This is a genomic window from Paenibacillus tepidiphilus, from assembly GCF_008635795.1.
Lineage (GTDB): Bacteria > Bacillota > Bacilli > Paenibacillales > Paenibacillaceae > Paenibacillus_AQ > Paenibacillus_AQ tepidiphilus.
This window is the reverse complement of record NZ_VWRQ01000002.1, coordinates 232,508-249,291: the sequence shown is the minus strand read 5'-3', so window position 1 is coordinate 249,291 and position 16,784 is coordinate 232,508. Positions and strand designations below refer to the sequence as shown.

The 16,784-nt window shown below is 56.0% G+C and carries 14 protein-coding genes; all 14 read left to right on the top strand.

What is annotated here, in order from left to right; translation table 11 throughout:
- Positions 1-35 precede the first annotated feature (35 nt).
- The 14 genes from F1379_RS03270 (at position 36) to sigG (ending at position 16,652) form a co-directional block, all read left to right on the top strand.
- A complete protein-coding gene (locus F1379_RS03270) occupies positions 36-1,526 on the top strand; it encodes a UDP-N-acetylmuramoyl-L-alanyl-D-glutamate--2,6-diaminopimelate ligase (RefSeq protein ID WP_150266275.1) in 1,491 nt (496 codons plus the stop codon).
- Positions 1,526-2,917 carry a UDP-N-acetylmuramoyl-tripeptide--D-alanyl-D-alanine ligase gene (locus F1379_RS03265; protein ID WP_150266684.1) on the top strand — a complete coding sequence of 464 codons (1,392 nt, stop codon included), beginning with the start codon at positions 1,526-1,528 and terminating at the stop codon, positions 2,915-2,917. Before F1379_RS03270 ends, F1379_RS03265 begins: the two co-directional genes overlap by 1 nt.
- 56 nt (positions 2,918-2,973) lie before the next feature.
- Entirely contained in the window at positions 2,974-3,939 is a 966-nt protein-coding gene (gene mraY, locus F1379_RS03260; RefSeq protein WP_150266273.1) for a phospho-N-acetylmuramoyl-pentapeptide-transferase, read from the top strand.
- A 3-nt stretch (positions 3,940-3,942) separates the two neighbouring features.
- Positions 3,943-5,361 (top strand): UDP-N-acetylmuramoyl-L-alanine--D-glutamate ligase, encoded by a 1,419-nt coding sequence (murD, locus tag F1379_RS03255; protein ID WP_150266271.1) that lies wholly within the window; start codon positions 3,943-3,945, stop codon positions 5,359-5,361.
- Positions 5,362-5,410: 49 nt separating this feature from the next.
- Entirely contained in the window at positions 5,411-6,508 is a 1,098-nt protein-coding gene (gene spoVE, locus F1379_RS03250; protein ID WP_150266269.1) for a stage V sporulation protein E, read from the top strand.
- Positions 6,509-6,514: 6 nt separating this feature from the next.
- Positions 6,515-7,633, top strand: a complete 1,119-nt coding sequence (murG, locus tag F1379_RS03245) for an undecaprenyldiphospho-muramoylpentapeptide beta-N-acetylglucosaminyltransferase (protein ID WP_150266267.1) — start codon at positions 6,515-6,517, stop codon at positions 7,631-7,633.
- A 238-nt stretch (positions 7,634-7,871) separates the two neighbouring features.
- Positions 7,872-9,155 carry a UDP-N-acetylglucosamine 1-carboxyvinyltransferase gene (murA, locus tag F1379_RS03240; protein WP_150266265.1) on the top strand — a complete coding sequence of 428 codons (1,284 nt, stop codon included), beginning with the start codon at positions 7,872-7,874 and terminating at the stop codon, positions 9,153-9,155.
- 66 nt (positions 9,156-9,221) lie between these two features.
- Positions 9,222-9,992 carry a cell division protein FtsQ/DivIB gene (locus tag F1379_RS03235; protein ID WP_150266263.1) on the top strand — a complete coding sequence of 257 codons (771 nt, stop codon included), beginning with the start codon at positions 9,222-9,224 and terminating at the stop codon, positions 9,990-9,992.
- A 355-nt stretch (positions 9,993-10,347) separates the two neighbouring features.
- A complete protein-coding gene (gene ftsA / locus F1379_RS03230; protein ID WP_150266261.1) occupies positions 10,348-11,607 on the top strand; it encodes a cell division protein FtsA in 1,260 nt (419 codons plus the stop codon).
- A 63-nt stretch (positions 11,608-11,670) separates the two neighbouring features.
- A complete protein-coding gene (gene ftsZ / locus F1379_RS03225; RefSeq protein WP_150266259.1) occupies positions 11,671-12,789 on the top strand; it encodes a cell division protein FtsZ in 1,119 nt (372 codons plus the stop codon).
- 121 nt (positions 12,790-12,910) lie between these two features.
- Entirely contained in the window at positions 12,911-13,795 is an 885-nt protein-coding gene (locus tag F1379_RS03220) for an Rpn family recombination-promoting nuclease/putative transposase (protein WP_150266256.1), read from the top strand.
- Positions 13,796-14,014: 219 nt separating this feature from the next.
- Positions 14,015-14,968 carry a sigma-E processing peptidase SpoIIGA gene (spoIIGA, locus tag F1379_RS03215; RefSeq protein WP_150266682.1) on the top strand — a complete coding sequence of 318 codons (954 nt, stop codon included), beginning with the start codon at positions 14,015-14,017 and terminating at the stop codon, positions 14,966-14,968.
- Between the two features lie 88 nt (positions 14,969-15,056).
- Positions 15,057-15,776: an RNA polymerase sporulation sigma factor SigE gene (gene sigE / locus F1379_RS03210; protein WP_150266254.1), complete on the top strand. Its 720-nt coding sequence runs from the start codon at positions 15,057-15,059 to the stop codon at positions 15,774-15,776.
- A 93-nt stretch (positions 15,777-15,869) separates the two neighbouring features.
- Positions 15,870-16,652: an RNA polymerase sporulation sigma factor SigG gene (gene sigG / locus F1379_RS03205; RefSeq protein WP_150266251.1), complete on the top strand. Its 783-nt coding sequence runs from the start codon at positions 15,870-15,872 to the stop codon at positions 16,650-16,652.
- Positions 16,653-16,784: the final 132 nt, after the last annotated feature.

The window sequence follows — 16,784 nt, the reverse complement described above, 5'->3', positions numbered from 1 at the left end:
ATATGTATCCGAAATGATTAAAGTGAGGGATAGCTATGAAATTACAAGAACTGGCATCTTGCCTCGCGGCCGCCCGGCTGTACGGGGACGGAGAGACCGAAATCACCGATTTGCAGACGGACTCCCGCAAGGTAAAGCCGGGCGATCTGTTTATCTGTCTGCCGGGGTTTACCGTGGACGGACATACCTTTGCACCGCAGGCCGCGGCAAGCGGCGCCGCCGCGCTGGTGTGTGAGCGGAAGCTTGACGATGTTGCGCTTCCGCAGCTTGTGGTCGATGACAGCCGGTTTGCAATGGCTGTGCTGGCTAATGCCTTCTTCGGCTCGCCAAGCAGCCGCATGCGCATGATCGGAGTGACCGGGACCAACGGCAAGACGACAACGACCTACCTGATCGAACGGATTATGGAAGACCACGGAATCAAGACCGGACTGATCGGTACCATTCAGATGCGTTATGACGGACAAAACTTTCCGATGTCCGGCACCACCCAGGAGGCGCTGGAGCTGCAGCGTACCCTGCACGACATGACCCAGAAGGGCGTGCAGTGCTGTGTGATGGAGGTGTCTTCCCATGCTCTGGAGCAGGGACGCGTAAAGGGGACGGACTACCGGACGGCGATATTTACCAATCTGACCCAGGATCATCTGGATTATCATCATACGATGGAAGAATACCGCGCGGCCAAGGGCCTGTTCTTCTCTCGGCTCGGCAATGTGATCTCTCCCTGGAAGGAGGAGCGCAAATACGCCGTGCTGAACGCGGATGATCCGGCGAGCGCCTATTATTCGGCACAGACGGCGGCGGAAGTCATTACATACGGCATCGACAACAAAGCCAATGTCAGAGCTTCGCAAATCTCCATCACGTCCAAAGGAACATTTTTCCATGTGGAGACGTTTAAAGGGGAGACGGATATTTCCTTGCGCATGGTCGGCAAATTCAATGTCTATAATGCTCTGGCGGCGATCACCGCCGCACTGCTGGAGGATGTGCCTCTGGCAGAGATCAAAGCCAGCCTGGAGTCGGTTCCGGGCGTGGCCGGCCGGGTTGAGGCGGTCGATGCCGGACAGGACTTCGCTGTCATCGTCGATTATGCCCATACGCCGGACGGACTGGAAAATGTGCTGAAGGCTGTGCGTGAGTTCGCTACCGCCCGGGTGCTGACCGTCTTTGGCTGCGGCGGCGACAGGGACCGTACCAAGCGGCCGCTTATGGGTAAAATTGCCGCCAAATACAGCGATGTTGTACTGGTCACCTCCGATAATCCGCGGACTGAAGATCCGCTGCTGATTTTGAAGGATATTGAAGCGGGCCTGACCGAGGCCGGGGTAGCCGAGGAACGTTACGAGATGATTCCTGACCGCCGGGAGGCCATCGGAAAAGCAATTGAAATGGCAAGCCACGGCGATGTAGTATTGATTGCGGGGAAAGGTCACGAGACCTACCAGTTGATCGGCAAAGAGGTTCATGATTTCGATGACCGCGTTGTCGCCAAAGAAGCTATAAGGGGCCGAAGCCATTGATAACCAATACGCTGCAAAATATCGCGTCCATGTGCGGAGGCGAGCTGTCCTCCGCCGGGGCAGCCGATAAGCTCATTGCGGGAGTCGTAACCGACTCCCGCCGGATCACGCCCGGCTGCCTGTTCGTGCCGCTGGCCGGCGAGAAGTTCGACGGCCACGCCTACGCGGAAGGTGCATTGGCCGCCGGTGCTGCAGCCACGCTGTGGCAGCGGGACCGGGGAGAAGCGCCGGCTGCAGATGCCATCCTCGTGGACGATACGCTGGAGGCGCTGCAGCAGCTTGCCGCCGCTTATCTTAACGAGGTTGCCCCTAAGGTGGTCGGTGTCACCGGCAGCAACGGCAAGACGACCACCAAGGATATGATTACCGCGCTGCTCAGCCAGAAGTTCAAGGTGCATAAGACACAAGGGAACTTCAACAATCACATCGGGCTGCCGCTGACAGTGCTTGCTATGGAGTCCGATGTGGAGATTGCCGTGCTCGAGATGGGGATGAGCTCAAGGGGCGAAATCGCCCTTCTGGCCTCACTGGCACCCCCCGATGTGGCGGTAATCACAAACATCGGCGAATCCCATCTGCTGCAGCTCGGATCGCGGATGGAGATTGCCCGCGCCAAGCTGGAAATCGCTGAAGGGCTGAAGCCGGGCGGACTGCTGATTTACCATGGCGACGAGCCGCTGCTGGCGGCGGGTCTGCAGGAGGAGAGCTTCACTGCGCCGCAGGGGCTGAAGCTGTTCCGCTTCGGACTGGGTACGGACAATGATGATTATCCGACGGGAATGATGAATCATTCTGCCGGCATGACCTTTACCGCCCATCTTTATCCGGAGCAGGCGTTCACCCTGCCGCTGCCGGGCCGTCATAATGTGGTTAACGCGCTGGCTGCGCTGGCGGTAGCCCGACACTTCGGCGTCGATGAGGCGCAGATAGAGCAGGGCTTCCGGGGCCTGAAGCTGACCGGCATGCGCATTGAGGTGCTGCAGACCTCCGGCGGAGTGACTCTGCTGAATGACGCCTACAACGCCAGTCCGACCTCGATGAAGGCGGCGATTGATGTGCTGCAGTCCTATAAAAGCGGCGGCATCCGGATCGCTGTGCTGGGCGATATGCTGGAGCTCGGACCGGATGAAATCTCCTTCCACCAGGAAGTCGGCGCGTATCTCGATCCGGAACTAACGGATTGCGTCTATACCTACGGGCCGCTGGCGGGGCACATTGCCGAGAGTGCCAAAGCCACCTTCGGTCCTGGGCGCGTGCAGGCTTTTACCGATAAAGAGAAGCTGGCCGATGCCTTGATCGCCAAATGCAGAGCGAAGGACGTTGTGCTGTTCAAAGCCTCGCGGGGGATGCGCCTTGAAGAGGTGCTGAACCGCCTGAATGAGTCGCTCTGATAACAAGTTATATGAATCATACACAGAGAAATCAATAGATTGGAGGGGGTGTGCCCATGGATTACCAACTGCTCTTGCTGACCATTGCTGTATCCTTTATCCTTGCGGTCATTGCCGCTCCGCTTATCATACCGCTGCTGCGCAGGTTGAAATTCGGACAGCAGGTTCGTGATGACGGACCGCAGACCCATTTGAAAAAAGCCGGAACGCCGACGATGGGCGGCATCATCATCATGCTGGCGTTTACGCTGTCTTTTCTGAAATTTTCCGTTGTCGATTCGGACTTCTATGTCCTGCTCGTGGCTGCACTCGGGTACGGGCTGATCGGGTTCCTTGATGATTACATCAAGATTGTGTTTAAGCGTTCCCTCGGATTGACTCCCCGCCAGAAGCTGCTGGGACAGTTGGTCGTAGGGGCCGTCATGTGTGTGCTGTTGTTCGCGGCGGGCCATGATACGGGCATCAGTATTCCCGGCACGGATGTTCATTTTGATTGGGGCCCATGGTTCTACTATCCGTTTATTATCATCATGATGATGGCGGTGACCAATGCCGTTAACTTCACAGACGGTGTGGACGGCTTGCTGTCGGGTGTCAGCGCGATTGCCCTGGCCGCCTTTGCCGTTGTGGCCATGCAGGCGACCTCGATTGCAGCCGGTGTGTGTGCGGCAGCAATGATCGGTGCCGTGCTGGGCTTCCTGGTGTTCAACGCCCATCCGGCGAAGGTGTTCATGGGCGACTTTGGCTCATTCGGTATCGGCGGCGCTATCGGTGCCATCGCGATCGTGACGAAGACCGAGCTGCTCTTTATTGTCATCGGCGGCGTGTTCGTCATCGAGATGCTGTCTGTAGTACTGCAGGTAGCCTCCTTCAAAACGCGCGGCAAGCGCATCTTCCGCATGAGCCCGATTCACCATCACTTCGAGTTGGGCGGCTGGTCGGAATGGCGTGTCGTCGTTTCCTTCTGGGCAGTCAGCCTGCTGCTGGCGGCAGCCGGACTAATCTTGAGCAAGGGGTTGTAGGGTATGAAGCATCCAGATCAGTACCAAGGGGAAGAGGTGGTCGTCCTGGGACTCGCGAGGAGCGGTGTCCAGGTGGCCAAGGTGCTGCATGAGCGCGGCGCCGTCGTGACGGTCAACGACAAAAAGGAAAGAGATCAAAGTCCCGAAGCTTCCGAACTGGAGTCTTTGGGAATTTCTGTTATATGCGGCGGACATCCGGAGGGGCTGATTCATGAAGGTGTCAGCCTTGTCGTCAAGAATCCGGGAATTCCGTATTCGGTGCCGCCGGTGCAGAAGGCGCTGGAGCTGGGCATCGAAGTGGTGACCGAGGTTGAGGTGGCTTACCACCTGTCCCCGGCACCGATGATCGGCATTACGGGCTCCAACGGCAAGACGACGACGACCACCTGGGTGGGCAAGATGCTGGAAGCCGCCGGAATGAAGCCGATTGTGGCGGGCAACATCGGTACGCCGCTCTGCCAGGCGGCACAGGAAGCGCAGGGCGACAACTGGATGGTCGTGGAGCTCAGCAGCTTTCAGCTCAAAGGCACGGAGAGCTTCCGTCCCAAGGTGGGCGCGCTGCTGAATGTCGCCGAGACCCATCTGGATTACCATGGGGATATGGACGATTACATCGCCTCCAAAGCCAAGCTGTTCGCCAATCAGGGGCCGGGCGATACGGCGGTGCTGAACTGGGATGATCCGGTCTGCCGCGGGCTGGTGCCGTATGTCAAAGCGGGCATCCTGCCGTTCTCGATGACCGAGGAGCTGGTTCAGGGGGTGTTTGTTCGCCCGACGTATGTGCCTGACACCGAGGACGATCTCAAGCGCACCATCATTTACCGCGATTATACAGAGAGCGAGACGGTCATCGCCGAAGTCGATTCCATCGGCCTGCCGGGCCGCTTCAATGTGGAGAACGCGCTGGCTGCCTGCGGGATTGCCATTGCCGCCGGCGCACCGCCGGAGGCGCTCGGCGATGTGCTCGCTTCCTTCCGGGGCGTCGAGCACCGGCTGGAGTATGTAGCCGATAAGCAGGGCGCGGCTTATTACAACAATTCCAAAGCGACCAACTCGAAGGCCACGGCAATGGCGCTGGGCTCCTTCAAGCAGCCGGTCGTGCTGATTGCCGGGGGACTTGACCGCGGCTCCGATTACATGGAGCTGCTGCCTGTCCTCGGCGGCGTCAAGGCGCTGGTGGCGCTCGGGCAGACCCGGGACAAGCTGGCCAAGGTCGCGGAGCTGGCAGGAGTAAAGCGCGTAATCTCCGTCGATAATGGGGAGAGCGCCGCCGCCGTGCTGCAAGAGGCCGTGCGGGAAGCAGCCTCTCTCGCTGAAGCGGGAGATGTCGTGCTGCTGTCTCCCGCCTGTGCCAGCTGGGACATGTTTACATCCTATGAGGAGCGCGGGCGTATTTTTAAAGAGGCGGTGCATAACCTTTAAGTAGGGGGGTGGATAAGCCCCTACTACGGATTGCAAGAGGTGTGCTCCGATGAACAAATCGCGTCATGCGCCGGATATCTGGCTGCTGGTATCCATCCTAAGCCTGCTGGCGATCGGCATGGTGATGGTCTACAGCGCCGGATCGGTGCTCGGCTTCCGCAATTATGGCGATTCGTTTTATTTTGTAAAGAGACAGCTGCTGTTCGCCGGTATGGGGCTCTGCGCGATGTTCTTCTTCGCGCGTATGGATTACCCGGTGCTGAAGAGATTCGCCAGGCCGCTGCTGATCGTCTGCTTCGCGCTGCTCGTGCTGGTGCTGATTCCCGGAATCGGGGTCGTGCGCGGCGGGGCGCGCAGCTGGCTGGGCATCAGCTCGTTCGGCATCCAGCCCTCCGAGTTTATGAAGATGGGGATGATTCTGTTTCTTGCCAAATGGCTGGGCCAGGATGACTATGACATCTCCGGCTTTACCCGCGGACTGCTGCCCCCGCTGCTGCTGATCGCCAGCGCCTTCGGGCTGATCATGCTGCAGCCGGATCTGGGGACGGGTACCGTCATGTTCGGAGCAGCGCTGATGATGATCTTCACCGCCGGTGCACGGATGAAGCATCTGCTGTCGCTGGGAGCGGTGGGTATCGCTGGGTTCGTCGGTCTTGTCGCCGCAGCGCCTTACCGGCTGCAGCGGATTACGGCTTTTCTCGATCCCTGGTCCGATCCGCTGGGTGCCGGTTATCAGATCATCCAGTCGCTGTACGCCATCGGGCCCGGCGGCCTTGGAGGGCTGGGGCTCGGAATGAGCCGCCAGAAATACAGCTATGTGCCCGAGCCGCAGACCGACTTTATCTTCTCTATATTGGCCGAGGAGCTGGGCTTTATCGGCGGCCTGATCGTGCTGCTGCTGTTCCTGATTCTCATCTGGCGCGGCATGCGGGTGGCGATGAGCCTGCCCGACCGGTTCGGCAGCTTCCTGGCGGTGGGCATCGTGTGCATGGTCGCTGTCCAGGTGGTCATCAACATCGGTGTGGTCATCGGACTCATGCCGGTTACGGGGATCACGCTGCCGCTGATCAGCTACGGCGGTTCGTCGCTGACGCTGATGCTTACCGCCCTCGGCATCCTACTGAATTTATCCCGTTATGCGAGGTGAACGCGAATGCGCGTCGTATTAAGCGGCGGCGGCACCGGCGGACATATCTATCCCGCCGTCGCCGTCGCCAGAGCGCTTGAGGACGAAACTGAGAATTCGGCCTTTCTGTATATCGGAGGCAAGCGCGGCCAGGAGAGCAGACTTGTTCCCCAGGAGAATCTTCCGTTCAAAGCGATTGATATCACAGGCTTCCGCCGCAAGCTCTCTATGGATAATGTGAAGACAGTCATGCGTTTCCTGAGGGGAGTTAAGGAATGCAAGGAGATGCTGAAGGAATTCAAGCCGGATGTCGTCATCGGTACCGGCGGCTATGTGTGCGGTCCGGTGGTCTATGCAGCCTCCCGGCTGGGCATACCGACATTGATTCACGAACAGAACGCGATTCCGGGGCTGACCAACAAGTTCCTCAGCAAATATGCCGACACCGTCTGCGTCAGCTTTGAAGGGACCGAAAAGGCCTTTCCCGGGGGCAAACGCGTCGTCTATACCGGCAACCCGCGGGCAACTGCCGTTACTGCGGCCAATCCGCTGCGCGGATTCGCTTCTCTCGGCATTCCCGAAGGCAGCACGGTCGTGCTCGTGGTCGGGGGCAGCGGAGGGGCCAGGGCCATTAACCGGGCCATGATCGAGATGGCACCGATGCTGGAAAAATCGGGTGGCGTCCATTACGTCTATGTTACGGGTGAATCCTATTTCGAAGAGACCCGCAAGGAGCTGCGCGAGCAGCTAGGAAGCCTCCCTAACTGGCTGCATGTGCTGCCGTATGTGCATAACATGCCCGAGGTGCTGGCCTGCACCTCACTGATTGTCAACCGTGCAGGAGCCTCCACACTGGCCGAAATCACCGCCCTCGGCATTCCTGCCATTCTGATTCCTTCGCCGAATGTGACGAACAACCATCAGGAAGCCAACGCCAGAGCGCTTGAGCGCGAGGGAGCGGCTACGGTACTGCTGGAGAAGGATCTAAGCGGCAAGGCGCTGCTGGAGGCCGTGCGGCAGATTACAGGCTCGGAGGAAGTGCGGGTAGGCATGGCGGAGGCCTCGCGCCGGCTGGGCAAGCGGGATTCAGCCATGCTGGTGGTGGAGGAGATGCGCAGGCTCACGGCTGCGCAGCGGAAGAAGTAGCAAGACGCATCGCTGCAGGCTCTGCTAATCAAGGCTCGGCGCAAGATTACTTGCCGGGTCATATGCGCCGTATTGTCACACTCCCGGGGCGATGAACATAGGATAATCCTATAATCGTGACAATCACCCAAGGCGCTGGCGGCCGGAGGCCAGCGGGAAGCTGTTCCCTGCCACACTCCGATGGCCCCAGAGGGAAGCGCCTTGCATGCGGGTGAGCGGTAATCTCGGAGGTGATACATTGGACAAATTGGTGATTGAGGGTGGATATCCCCTGTCAGGCACCATTCGTATCCATGGAGCAAAAAATGCGGCGCTGCCGATTATGGCGGCGAGCCTGCTGGCCGAAGGAGTTCACCTACTGCACAATGTGCCGAAGCTGCTGGATATTGAGACTATGCTTCATATTCTGGAACGGTTAGGCGCAAAGGCTCAGCATGAGGATGACACAGTAAGCATCGACACCTCATCGCTGAACACCTCGCATGTTCCCGAGGACCTGATGAAGCAGATGAGATCCTCCATTTTCCTGATGGGGCCGCTGTTGTCCCGTTTCGGCGAAGTGACGATCTACCAGCCGGGCGGCTGTGCGATCGGCGAACGCAAGATTGATCTGCACCTGCAGGGGCTTAAACAGCTCGGTGCGGAGATTGAGGAGTACAACGGGCGGATCTCCTGCCGGACTGAGGGCTTGAAGGGCGGCGACATTCACCTGGATTACCCCAGCGTCGGAGCGACGGAGAATATTATGATGGCTGCTGCGACGGCGGAAGGCACCACGACAATATCCGGAGCGGCCAGAGAACCGGAGATTCAGGATTTGCAGAATTATCTCAATGCCATGGGCGCCCAGATTATCGGCGCCGGAACGGATACCATTACAATCCAGGGCGTAGCCCGGCTGCATCCCTGCGAGTATGAGGTCATTCCCGACCGGATTGTGGCAGGGACTGTGATGATCGCTGCGGCGGCCACCCGGGGCAACGTCACCTTAACCCATACCAATGCCAGCCATCTGACCTCGCTGATCCATGTGCTGCGGCGTGCCGGTGTTCAAATTACCGTCTGCAATGATATAATTAATATCAGCTGCATGGGACGCCCCCGTGCGGTGGAACGAATCGTTACGTCGCCTTATCCTTCTTTTCCTACGGATTTGCAATCCCAGGTGATGGTATTATTGTCGCTGGCCGACGGTTTCAGCGTCATCAAAGAGACTGTATTTGAAGGGCGCTTCAAGCATGTGGAAGAAATGGCCCGGATGGGCGCCGATATCTCCATCGATCTCAACCGTGCGTTTATCCGCGGGGTGCAGCGCCTCTACGGCGCGACGGTGGAAGCGACCGACCTGCGGGCGGGAGCGGCGCTTGTGATTGCCGGCCTGGCCGCGCAGGGCACTACAGTTGTCGAGCAGGCGCATCACATTGACCGCGGTTACGACGGCATCGAGAAGCTGTTCCAGAAGCTGGGCGCGCACATCAGCCGCAAGGTGCCTGTGCCGGGCCCGTATGATTTGGCCAATTAAAGCTCCCTGTCTCCTTTGGCTCCGGCCGCGAGGAAGGAGACAGGGCCTTATTATGGAGATATGAGCATGCCTAAAACCCGAATGCCTCTTTTGAAAGAGGACAAGCCTAGCAAAAAAATGAGCCGCAAAGTCATCTTCATCCTCCTGCTGCTGTTTCTCGCGCTGCTGGCGGTGATTTTATTCCGGTCCTCTCTCAGCCGCATAACAGAGATTCATATTCAGGGAAATAAATACTCGACCAAGGATGAGCTGCTGAAGAAGAGCGGGCTTAAGACCGGAGGGCAGTTCTTTGCCGTCTCGGGCCAGGATGTAGAGGAGCAGCTGAAGAAACTGAAGACCGTGCAGGATGCCGTAGTGAACAAGAGCTTCCCCGGTGTCGTCGACATCCGGATCACAGAATATCCCGCTGTTGCCTATGAGCTCGACGAGCAGGGAACGACGCTTGAAGCCATTCTATCCAGCGGTGCTACCGTACCGGTGAGCGAGACGGGAATGCCGGTGGAGAAGCCGATATTGACGAACTGGGATGCGGATGATCCATTTAAGGCCAAGCTGAGCCAGGCGCTTGCTGACATTCCGAATGAGCTTACGGGTGATATCTCGGAAATTGTGCCGTCGCCGACGCTTTCTTTTCCCGACCGGATCAAGATGTATACACGCTCGCACTTTGAAGTGATTACGGCCATCTCGCTCCTCAAGGAGAAGGTGGAGTATTTGAATCAGGTCATCGAGACGGAAGAGCCGGGGCTGATCAAAATGCTGGAGGCGGATTCCTATGTGCCTTTCCACAAGGAAAGCCAGGATGAGGAAACGGAGGAGGGGACAATAGAAGAGTAAAAAGTCCCTACTAATGAACCGGGAAAAATGCTACAATCGATTTTACGGGCATTAAGCACATCCCTCTTTTTTCTCCGAATTTTTGAGACCTGGCTTCTATTTATGGAATTTAATTTATGCATTTACTGTTATTCCCGCTTATATTTGACAGCCAAGTATGCCCAGTTTGAAATATAACATCCATATAATAACATTCGAGGTTGTTGTGTAATTATTCCATTCAAAAAATTTGTAGAAAAAAGAGGGAAAGGATTAGGAACGTTGAATATGTACAGTGATGTTTCCCGGGACCGGGAACCAAGACGGATGATCCGTCTACTATTTATAAAGATCATAACAGGAGGTGCCATAGGGCTTGAGCAACAATGACATCATTGTTAGTTTGGACATCGGTACATCCAAAGTTCGGGCGATAATTGGAGAAGTTACCAATGGAACCTTTAATATTATTGGCGTTGGATCTGCCGACTCGGAAGGAATACGCAAAGGTGCGATTGTAGATATCGATCAGACTGTGCAGTCGATCAGAAGTGCCGTGGAGCATGCGGAGCAGATGGTCGGTATTCAAATATCCGAAGTGTACGTGGGAATCTCCGGAAATCACATCGGGCTGCAGTCCAGCCATGGCGTCGTAGCCGTCCAGAATGAGGACCGGGAGATTGGTGAAGACGATATCGACCGCGTGATTAAAGCTGCGGAAGTTATCGCTCTGCCGCCTGAGCGGGAAGTCATTGATGTGGTTGCGAAGCAGTATATCGTCGATGGCCTCGAAGGCATCCAGGACCCGCGAGGAATGATCGGAGTCCGTCTGGAAGTGGAGGCGACGATTATTACCGGGGCAAAGACGCCAATACATAACCTGCTGCGCTGTGTGGAGAAATCAGGCCTGAAAGTGAAGGATCTGGTGCTGATGTCTCTGGGCGCAGGAGGATTGGCGCTGTCGAAGGACGAGAAATCGATGGGGTCTGTTCTGGTTGACATCGGTGCAGGCTCAACGACCATTGCCATTTATGAAGAAGGTTCCCTTAGTGCTACCTCTACGATTCCGATCGGCGGTGAATTTGTAACCAACGACATTGCTTACGGACTGCGCACATTGACCGACCAGGCCGAGAAGGTGAAGCTGAAATACGGCTGTGCCTGGATTGACGATGCCGCTTCGGATGTAGTGTTCAAGGTTCTGCGTATCGGCAGCAATGTGGAAAAGGAGTTTACGCAGGAGGACCTGGCGGCCATTATCGAGCCGCGGGTACTGGAAATCTTTCATTTGATCAGACAGGAAGTCAAAAGGCTGGGTTACAATGAGCTCCCGGGAGGTTATATACTTACGGGTGGCACTGTATCGATGCCGGGCGTATTAAAAGCGGCTCAAACCGAGCTCTCCGCCTCTGTGCGCATTGCCGTGCCTGACTACATTGGTGTCCGCGACCCCGGTTTCACTGGCGGCGTAGGGATTCTGCACAATGTGGTGCGCAGATACCGCTGGCGTAGCGGCGGAAGCGGCAATAAGAAAACGGCGGGCCGGAGCAAGCAGAGCACTGCTCCAAGCCAGGAAACCGTTTCGAAGCCGGGCTTCGTAGAACGTCTCAAGAATATGTTCAGCGAATTCATATAAGTGTAAGTCCAGATATACTTGGACTGGCCATCCAAGCACTATTCTAGGGGGAGATGGAAGGATATGTTGGAATTTGATTTTGAAATGGAGAGCTTGGCGCAAATAAAGGTCATCGGCGTTGGCGGCGGCGGAAGCAACGCGGTCAACCGGATGATTGAAAACGGCGTTCAGGGTGTTGAATTCATCACGGTTAATACAGATGCCCAAGCGCTGCATATGGCCAAATCGGAGCATAAGCTGCAAATCGGGGACAAGCTGACCCGCGGTCTCGGCGCCGGAGCAAATCCGGAGGTTGGGAAGAAGGCGGCAGAGGAATCCCGTGATCTTATATCGAACACGCTTAAAGGTGCCGATATGGTTTTTGTTACAGCAGGAATGGGCGGGGGAACGGGCACCGGAGCTGCGCCTGTAATTGCCGAGATTGCCAGAGAATGCGGTGCGTTGACCGTTGGTGTCGTGACGCGTCCGTTTACTTTTGAAGGAAGAAAACGTTCGACTCATGCGGAGCTCGGGATTGAAGCTTTGAAAGAGAAAGTGGATACCCTGATCGTTATCCCGAATGATCGGCTGCTCGAAATCGTCGACAAGAAGACGCCGATGCTTGAAGCGTTCCGCGAAGCGGATAACGTGCTGCGCCAGGCGGTACAAGGCATCTCTGACCTTATCAAAGTGCCCGGCCTGATCAACCTCGACTTTGCGGATGTGAAGACGATTATGACTGAGCGCGGTTCGGCTCTGATGGGTATCGGCATCGCCACCGGCGAGAACCGGGCCTCGGAAGCGGCGCGTAAGGCAATCATGAGCCCGCTGCTTGAAACCTCGATTGAAGGCGCACGCGGTGTAATTATGAACATTACCGGCGGTTCCAATCTGTCACTCTATGAGGTCAACGAAGCTGCAGAGATTGTTACCTCCGCCTCTGATCCGGAAGTGAATATGATCTTCGGTGCAATTATCGAAGAGAGTATGAAGGACGAAATCAAGGTCACCGTAATTGCTACCGGCTTCGATCACAAAATCTCGCCGGCTGCGGCAACCCGCAAGCCGACAGCAAGCAGTGAGCAGCCTGCGGACAAGAATAACAACAATAACCTGCGCCCGTTCGGTAACCAGGCGACGGCCTCGGATCAGCTTGATATTCCGGCCTTTTTGCGCAACCGGACACGGGGTCATAACGACTAGAACTAATACAGTATACTTACGGAAGCACCGTATCTTTTCTATTAGCCAAGGCTATGGAGAGATACGGTGTTTTTTGTTTGATCGGACTGCTATAATAACGGGTAACGGGAGTGAACGAGGAATGGAATTGCTTGATCCCCGGATAGATTTTGTGTTTAAGCGTATATTTGCCAGCGAGAACAACAAGGATGTGCTGCTGGCGTTCCTGAACGATATCTTCGCCGACGCCGGAGAAGCTCAGCTCTGCGAAGTCGTGGTGCTTAACCCGTTCACGGACAAAGACGACCCGCTGGACAAACAATCGGTATTCGATATTTGGGCCAGAGCGGCGGACGGAAAGCTGATTAATATCGAAATGCAGCTGTTCAACAAATACGATATTGAGAAGCGGACATTATATTACTGGAGCAAACGCTATTCCGGGCAGCTGCAGGAAGGCGGGAAATACAAGGATCTGAACAAATGTGTTACGGTCAATATATTAAATTATAATGTGCTGCCGAATGAACATACCCACAGTGTGTTTCATTTGCGGGAGGATAAGTATGGGACGCCGCTTTCAGATGATATTGAAATTCACTTCCTGGAGCTCCCGAAGCTGGGGAGGCTGCAGAGCCCCGTTGAGAGCGGACTGGTCGACTGGCTGCTGTTCTTGAAAGGAAAAGAAATTCCGGATTGGGAGGCCTTGAGCATGAACAACCCTGCTTTGCAGAAGGCGATGGACACGCTGCGTTACTTGAGCCAGGATGAAGAGGCCCGGATGAAGTACGAGGCCCGGATGAAGGTGCTGCTGGATGAAGCCTCACAGATGGATGGCGCGCTGAACGAGGGTTTTGCCAAAGGAAAACAGGAAGGAAAACAAGAAGGCATAAGAGAAGGGCAGGCAAAGGGCGAAAAGACCGGCCGGCTGGAGGTCGCCAGAAGGCTTGCTGCCATGGGAATGGACCGGCAAACCATCCGCGAGGCCACCGGACTTGACGACGAAGAGCTGTCCTCCCTGCTGTAACTTAAGCTGTATACCGCATAAAGCCTGCTCCGCCCGGAGCAGGCTTGTTCCGCTTTGCCTGATAAATCCTCCGCTATAACTCGACAAAAAAACTCCTGGAACGCCCCCCAAGTTTGACAGACTTTGAACCTTAGAGTTCCTATACTAATCATATCGTCCAAAAAAGAGAGCCGGACCCCGGCGGGAGACCGCACGCGGCTTAGCAGGCAGGTGAAAGCGCTGGTAGTTTATATCGACCTTATTTTCCTGGCCAATCTGCTGATTGACGGAGTGCTCATCTGGCTGGCCGGCTGGCTGGTCAAAATGAAGGTCACATGGTGGCGGCTCCTGCTCTCCGCGCTTGTCGGCGCCCTTTATGTGGTGATGATGTTTGTGCCGGAGCTGTCCTTTCTCTATACCTTTCTGATCAAATTCGGATTATCGCTCCTCATGCTGCTCATTGCTTTCGGGTACCGGAGTCTGCAAAGCTATCTCAGGGTTCTGGGAGCCTTTTATATTATTAATTTTGCGGCGGCAGGCGGTATTGTGGGCATTCATTATTTGCTGCAAAGCTCCGGAGACCTTTGGAACGGCATTCTCTTTACGGCTACAGGAGGCCAAGCTTTCCGCCTCAAAATCGCCTTCTGGTTCGTGCTGGCGGCCCTTCCGCTGGTGCTGATGCTGTTTAAGCTGGTCCAGTCGTCCCGGCAGCGGAGAGAGCGGCTGGAGACGTATATTGGTGAGGTATACGTGGAGATTGAGGGTGTGGGGGTGACATGCACTGGCCTCTTGGACACAGGCAACCGCCTCAGCGACCCGCTTACACATATTCCGGTAATGGTCATGGAAGCCTCGCTGTGGGAAGAGCATTTACCGGCGTCGTGGAAGGGCAGGCTGAACCGGACCGGTGCGGACCGGCTGCTGCTCGAAACGGACGGGCAGTCCTTTGCCTGGCAGGACCGTCTGCGGCTTGTCCCCTACCGGGGAGTTAACCGGGGGTCTGCGTTCATGCTGGCACTGAAGCCTGATCTGGTGCGGATTACTCTTGGCGGGGAAAGCTTCAGCAGCCGGAGGGCGCTTATCGGACTCGATGGCGGTGCGTTGTCAGGGGATGGGGCCTACCGGGCGGTCATTCACCCGGATCTGGCCGAACCGTCCAAGACGGAAGCGGCGGCGGTCAGCTGCTCTATATAACACTGACGCCTGAAACTATGGATGGATAGAGCGGGACGTTAACGTCCTTATAAGCTTAAGCTGTGCTACTCGTGGAGGAGGAAACTTAATGTTCAAATGGAAGATTGCGCTGCAGCTTCAGTACTATCGCATGTTATTCCTGCTGGGACTCAAGAGCCAGGAAATCTACTATATCGGGGGGAGTGAGGCGCTGCCGCCCCCGCTAACCCGGGAGGAAGAGGAGTATCTGCTGCAGCGGCTGTCCGGCGGCGATGCGGCGGTTAGGGCCATGCTGATTGAGCGAAACCTGCGTCTGGTCGTGTATATCGCCCGCAAATTTGAGAACACCGGCATCAACATTGAAGACCTGGTCTCGATCGGTGCGATTGGACTCATTAAAGCGGTCAACACTTTTGATCCCGACAAAAAAATCAAGCTGGCCACGTACGCCTCGCGCTGTATCGAAAATGAAATTCTGATGTACCTGCGCCGCAACAGCAAAACGCGCAGCGAGGTCTCCTTCGATGAACCGCTGAATATCGATTGGGACGGCAACGAGCTGCTGCTCTCGGATGTGCTGGGCACGGAGAATGATACGATCTACCGCAACATCGAGGAGCAGGTGGACCGCAAGCTGCTGCAGAAGGCTCTGGAAAAGCTCAGTGAGCGCGAGCGGCTGATTATGGAGCTGCGCTTCGGACTGCGGGGCGGCGAGGAGAAGACACAGAAGGACGTGGCCGATCTGCTGGGCATCTCCCAGTCCTATATTTCGCGTCTGGAAAAGCGGATTATCAAGCGGCTGCGCAAGGAGTTTAATAAGATGGTGTGACGGGTCTGCCGATTCAAGGCATGATGTGAGGAATAAAATGACTGGCCGGGGAGATAATGTACATTAATGTTTCTCCTTGGGAGGTAAATCATCATGACCCGAAACAAAGTCGAGATATGCGGTGTGGACACCAGCAAGCTGCCCGTTCTTACGAACGCAGAAATGAGGGAGCTGTTCACGTCGCTGCAGCAGCAGGGCGAGCGGTCCGCCAGAGAGAAATTGGTTAACGGTAACCTTAGACTCGTGCTTAGTGTAATTCAACGCTTCAACAACCGGGGAGAGTTCGTGGACGATCTGTTCCAGGTAGGCTGCATCGGACTGATGAAGGCCATCGATAATTTTGATCTTTCGCAAAATGTCAAATTCTCCACCTACGCTGTGCCGATGATTATCGGCGAAATCCGCAGGTACCTGCGGGACAACAATCCGATCCGGGTATCCCGTTCACTCCGCGACATCGCCTACAAGGCGCTGCAGGTGCGGGACAGCCTGACCAACCAGAATTCGCGGGAGCCTACAATCTTTGAAATCTCCGAGGCGCTGGGGGTGCCGAAGGAGGATGTCGTGTTCGCCCTGGATGCCATCCAGGACCCGGTTTCCCTGTTCGAGCCGATCTATCATGACGGCGGAGATCCGATTTATGTGATGGACCAGATCAGCGATGACAAGAACAAGGATGTCTCGTGGATCGAAGAGATTGCCCTCCGCGAAGCGATGCAGCGGCTGGGGCAACGGGAGAAGCGGATATTGTCGATGCGCTTTTTTGAAGGGAAGACACAGATGGAGGTTGCCGACGAAATCGGCATCTCGCAAGCGCAGGTATCCCGGCTGGAGAAATCTGCTATCCAGCAGATGCAGAAGCATGTAAAGTCTTAAAAATACCCAAAGCCCATATATGACAATTCCCGAGGGTATTCCGTAAGCTGCGGCTCCGCCGCCTTGCGGAATACCCTTATATATTTCCCTGGATAAGCACGGGAATCCGCAGTCATGTAGCCAAGCCCAGGG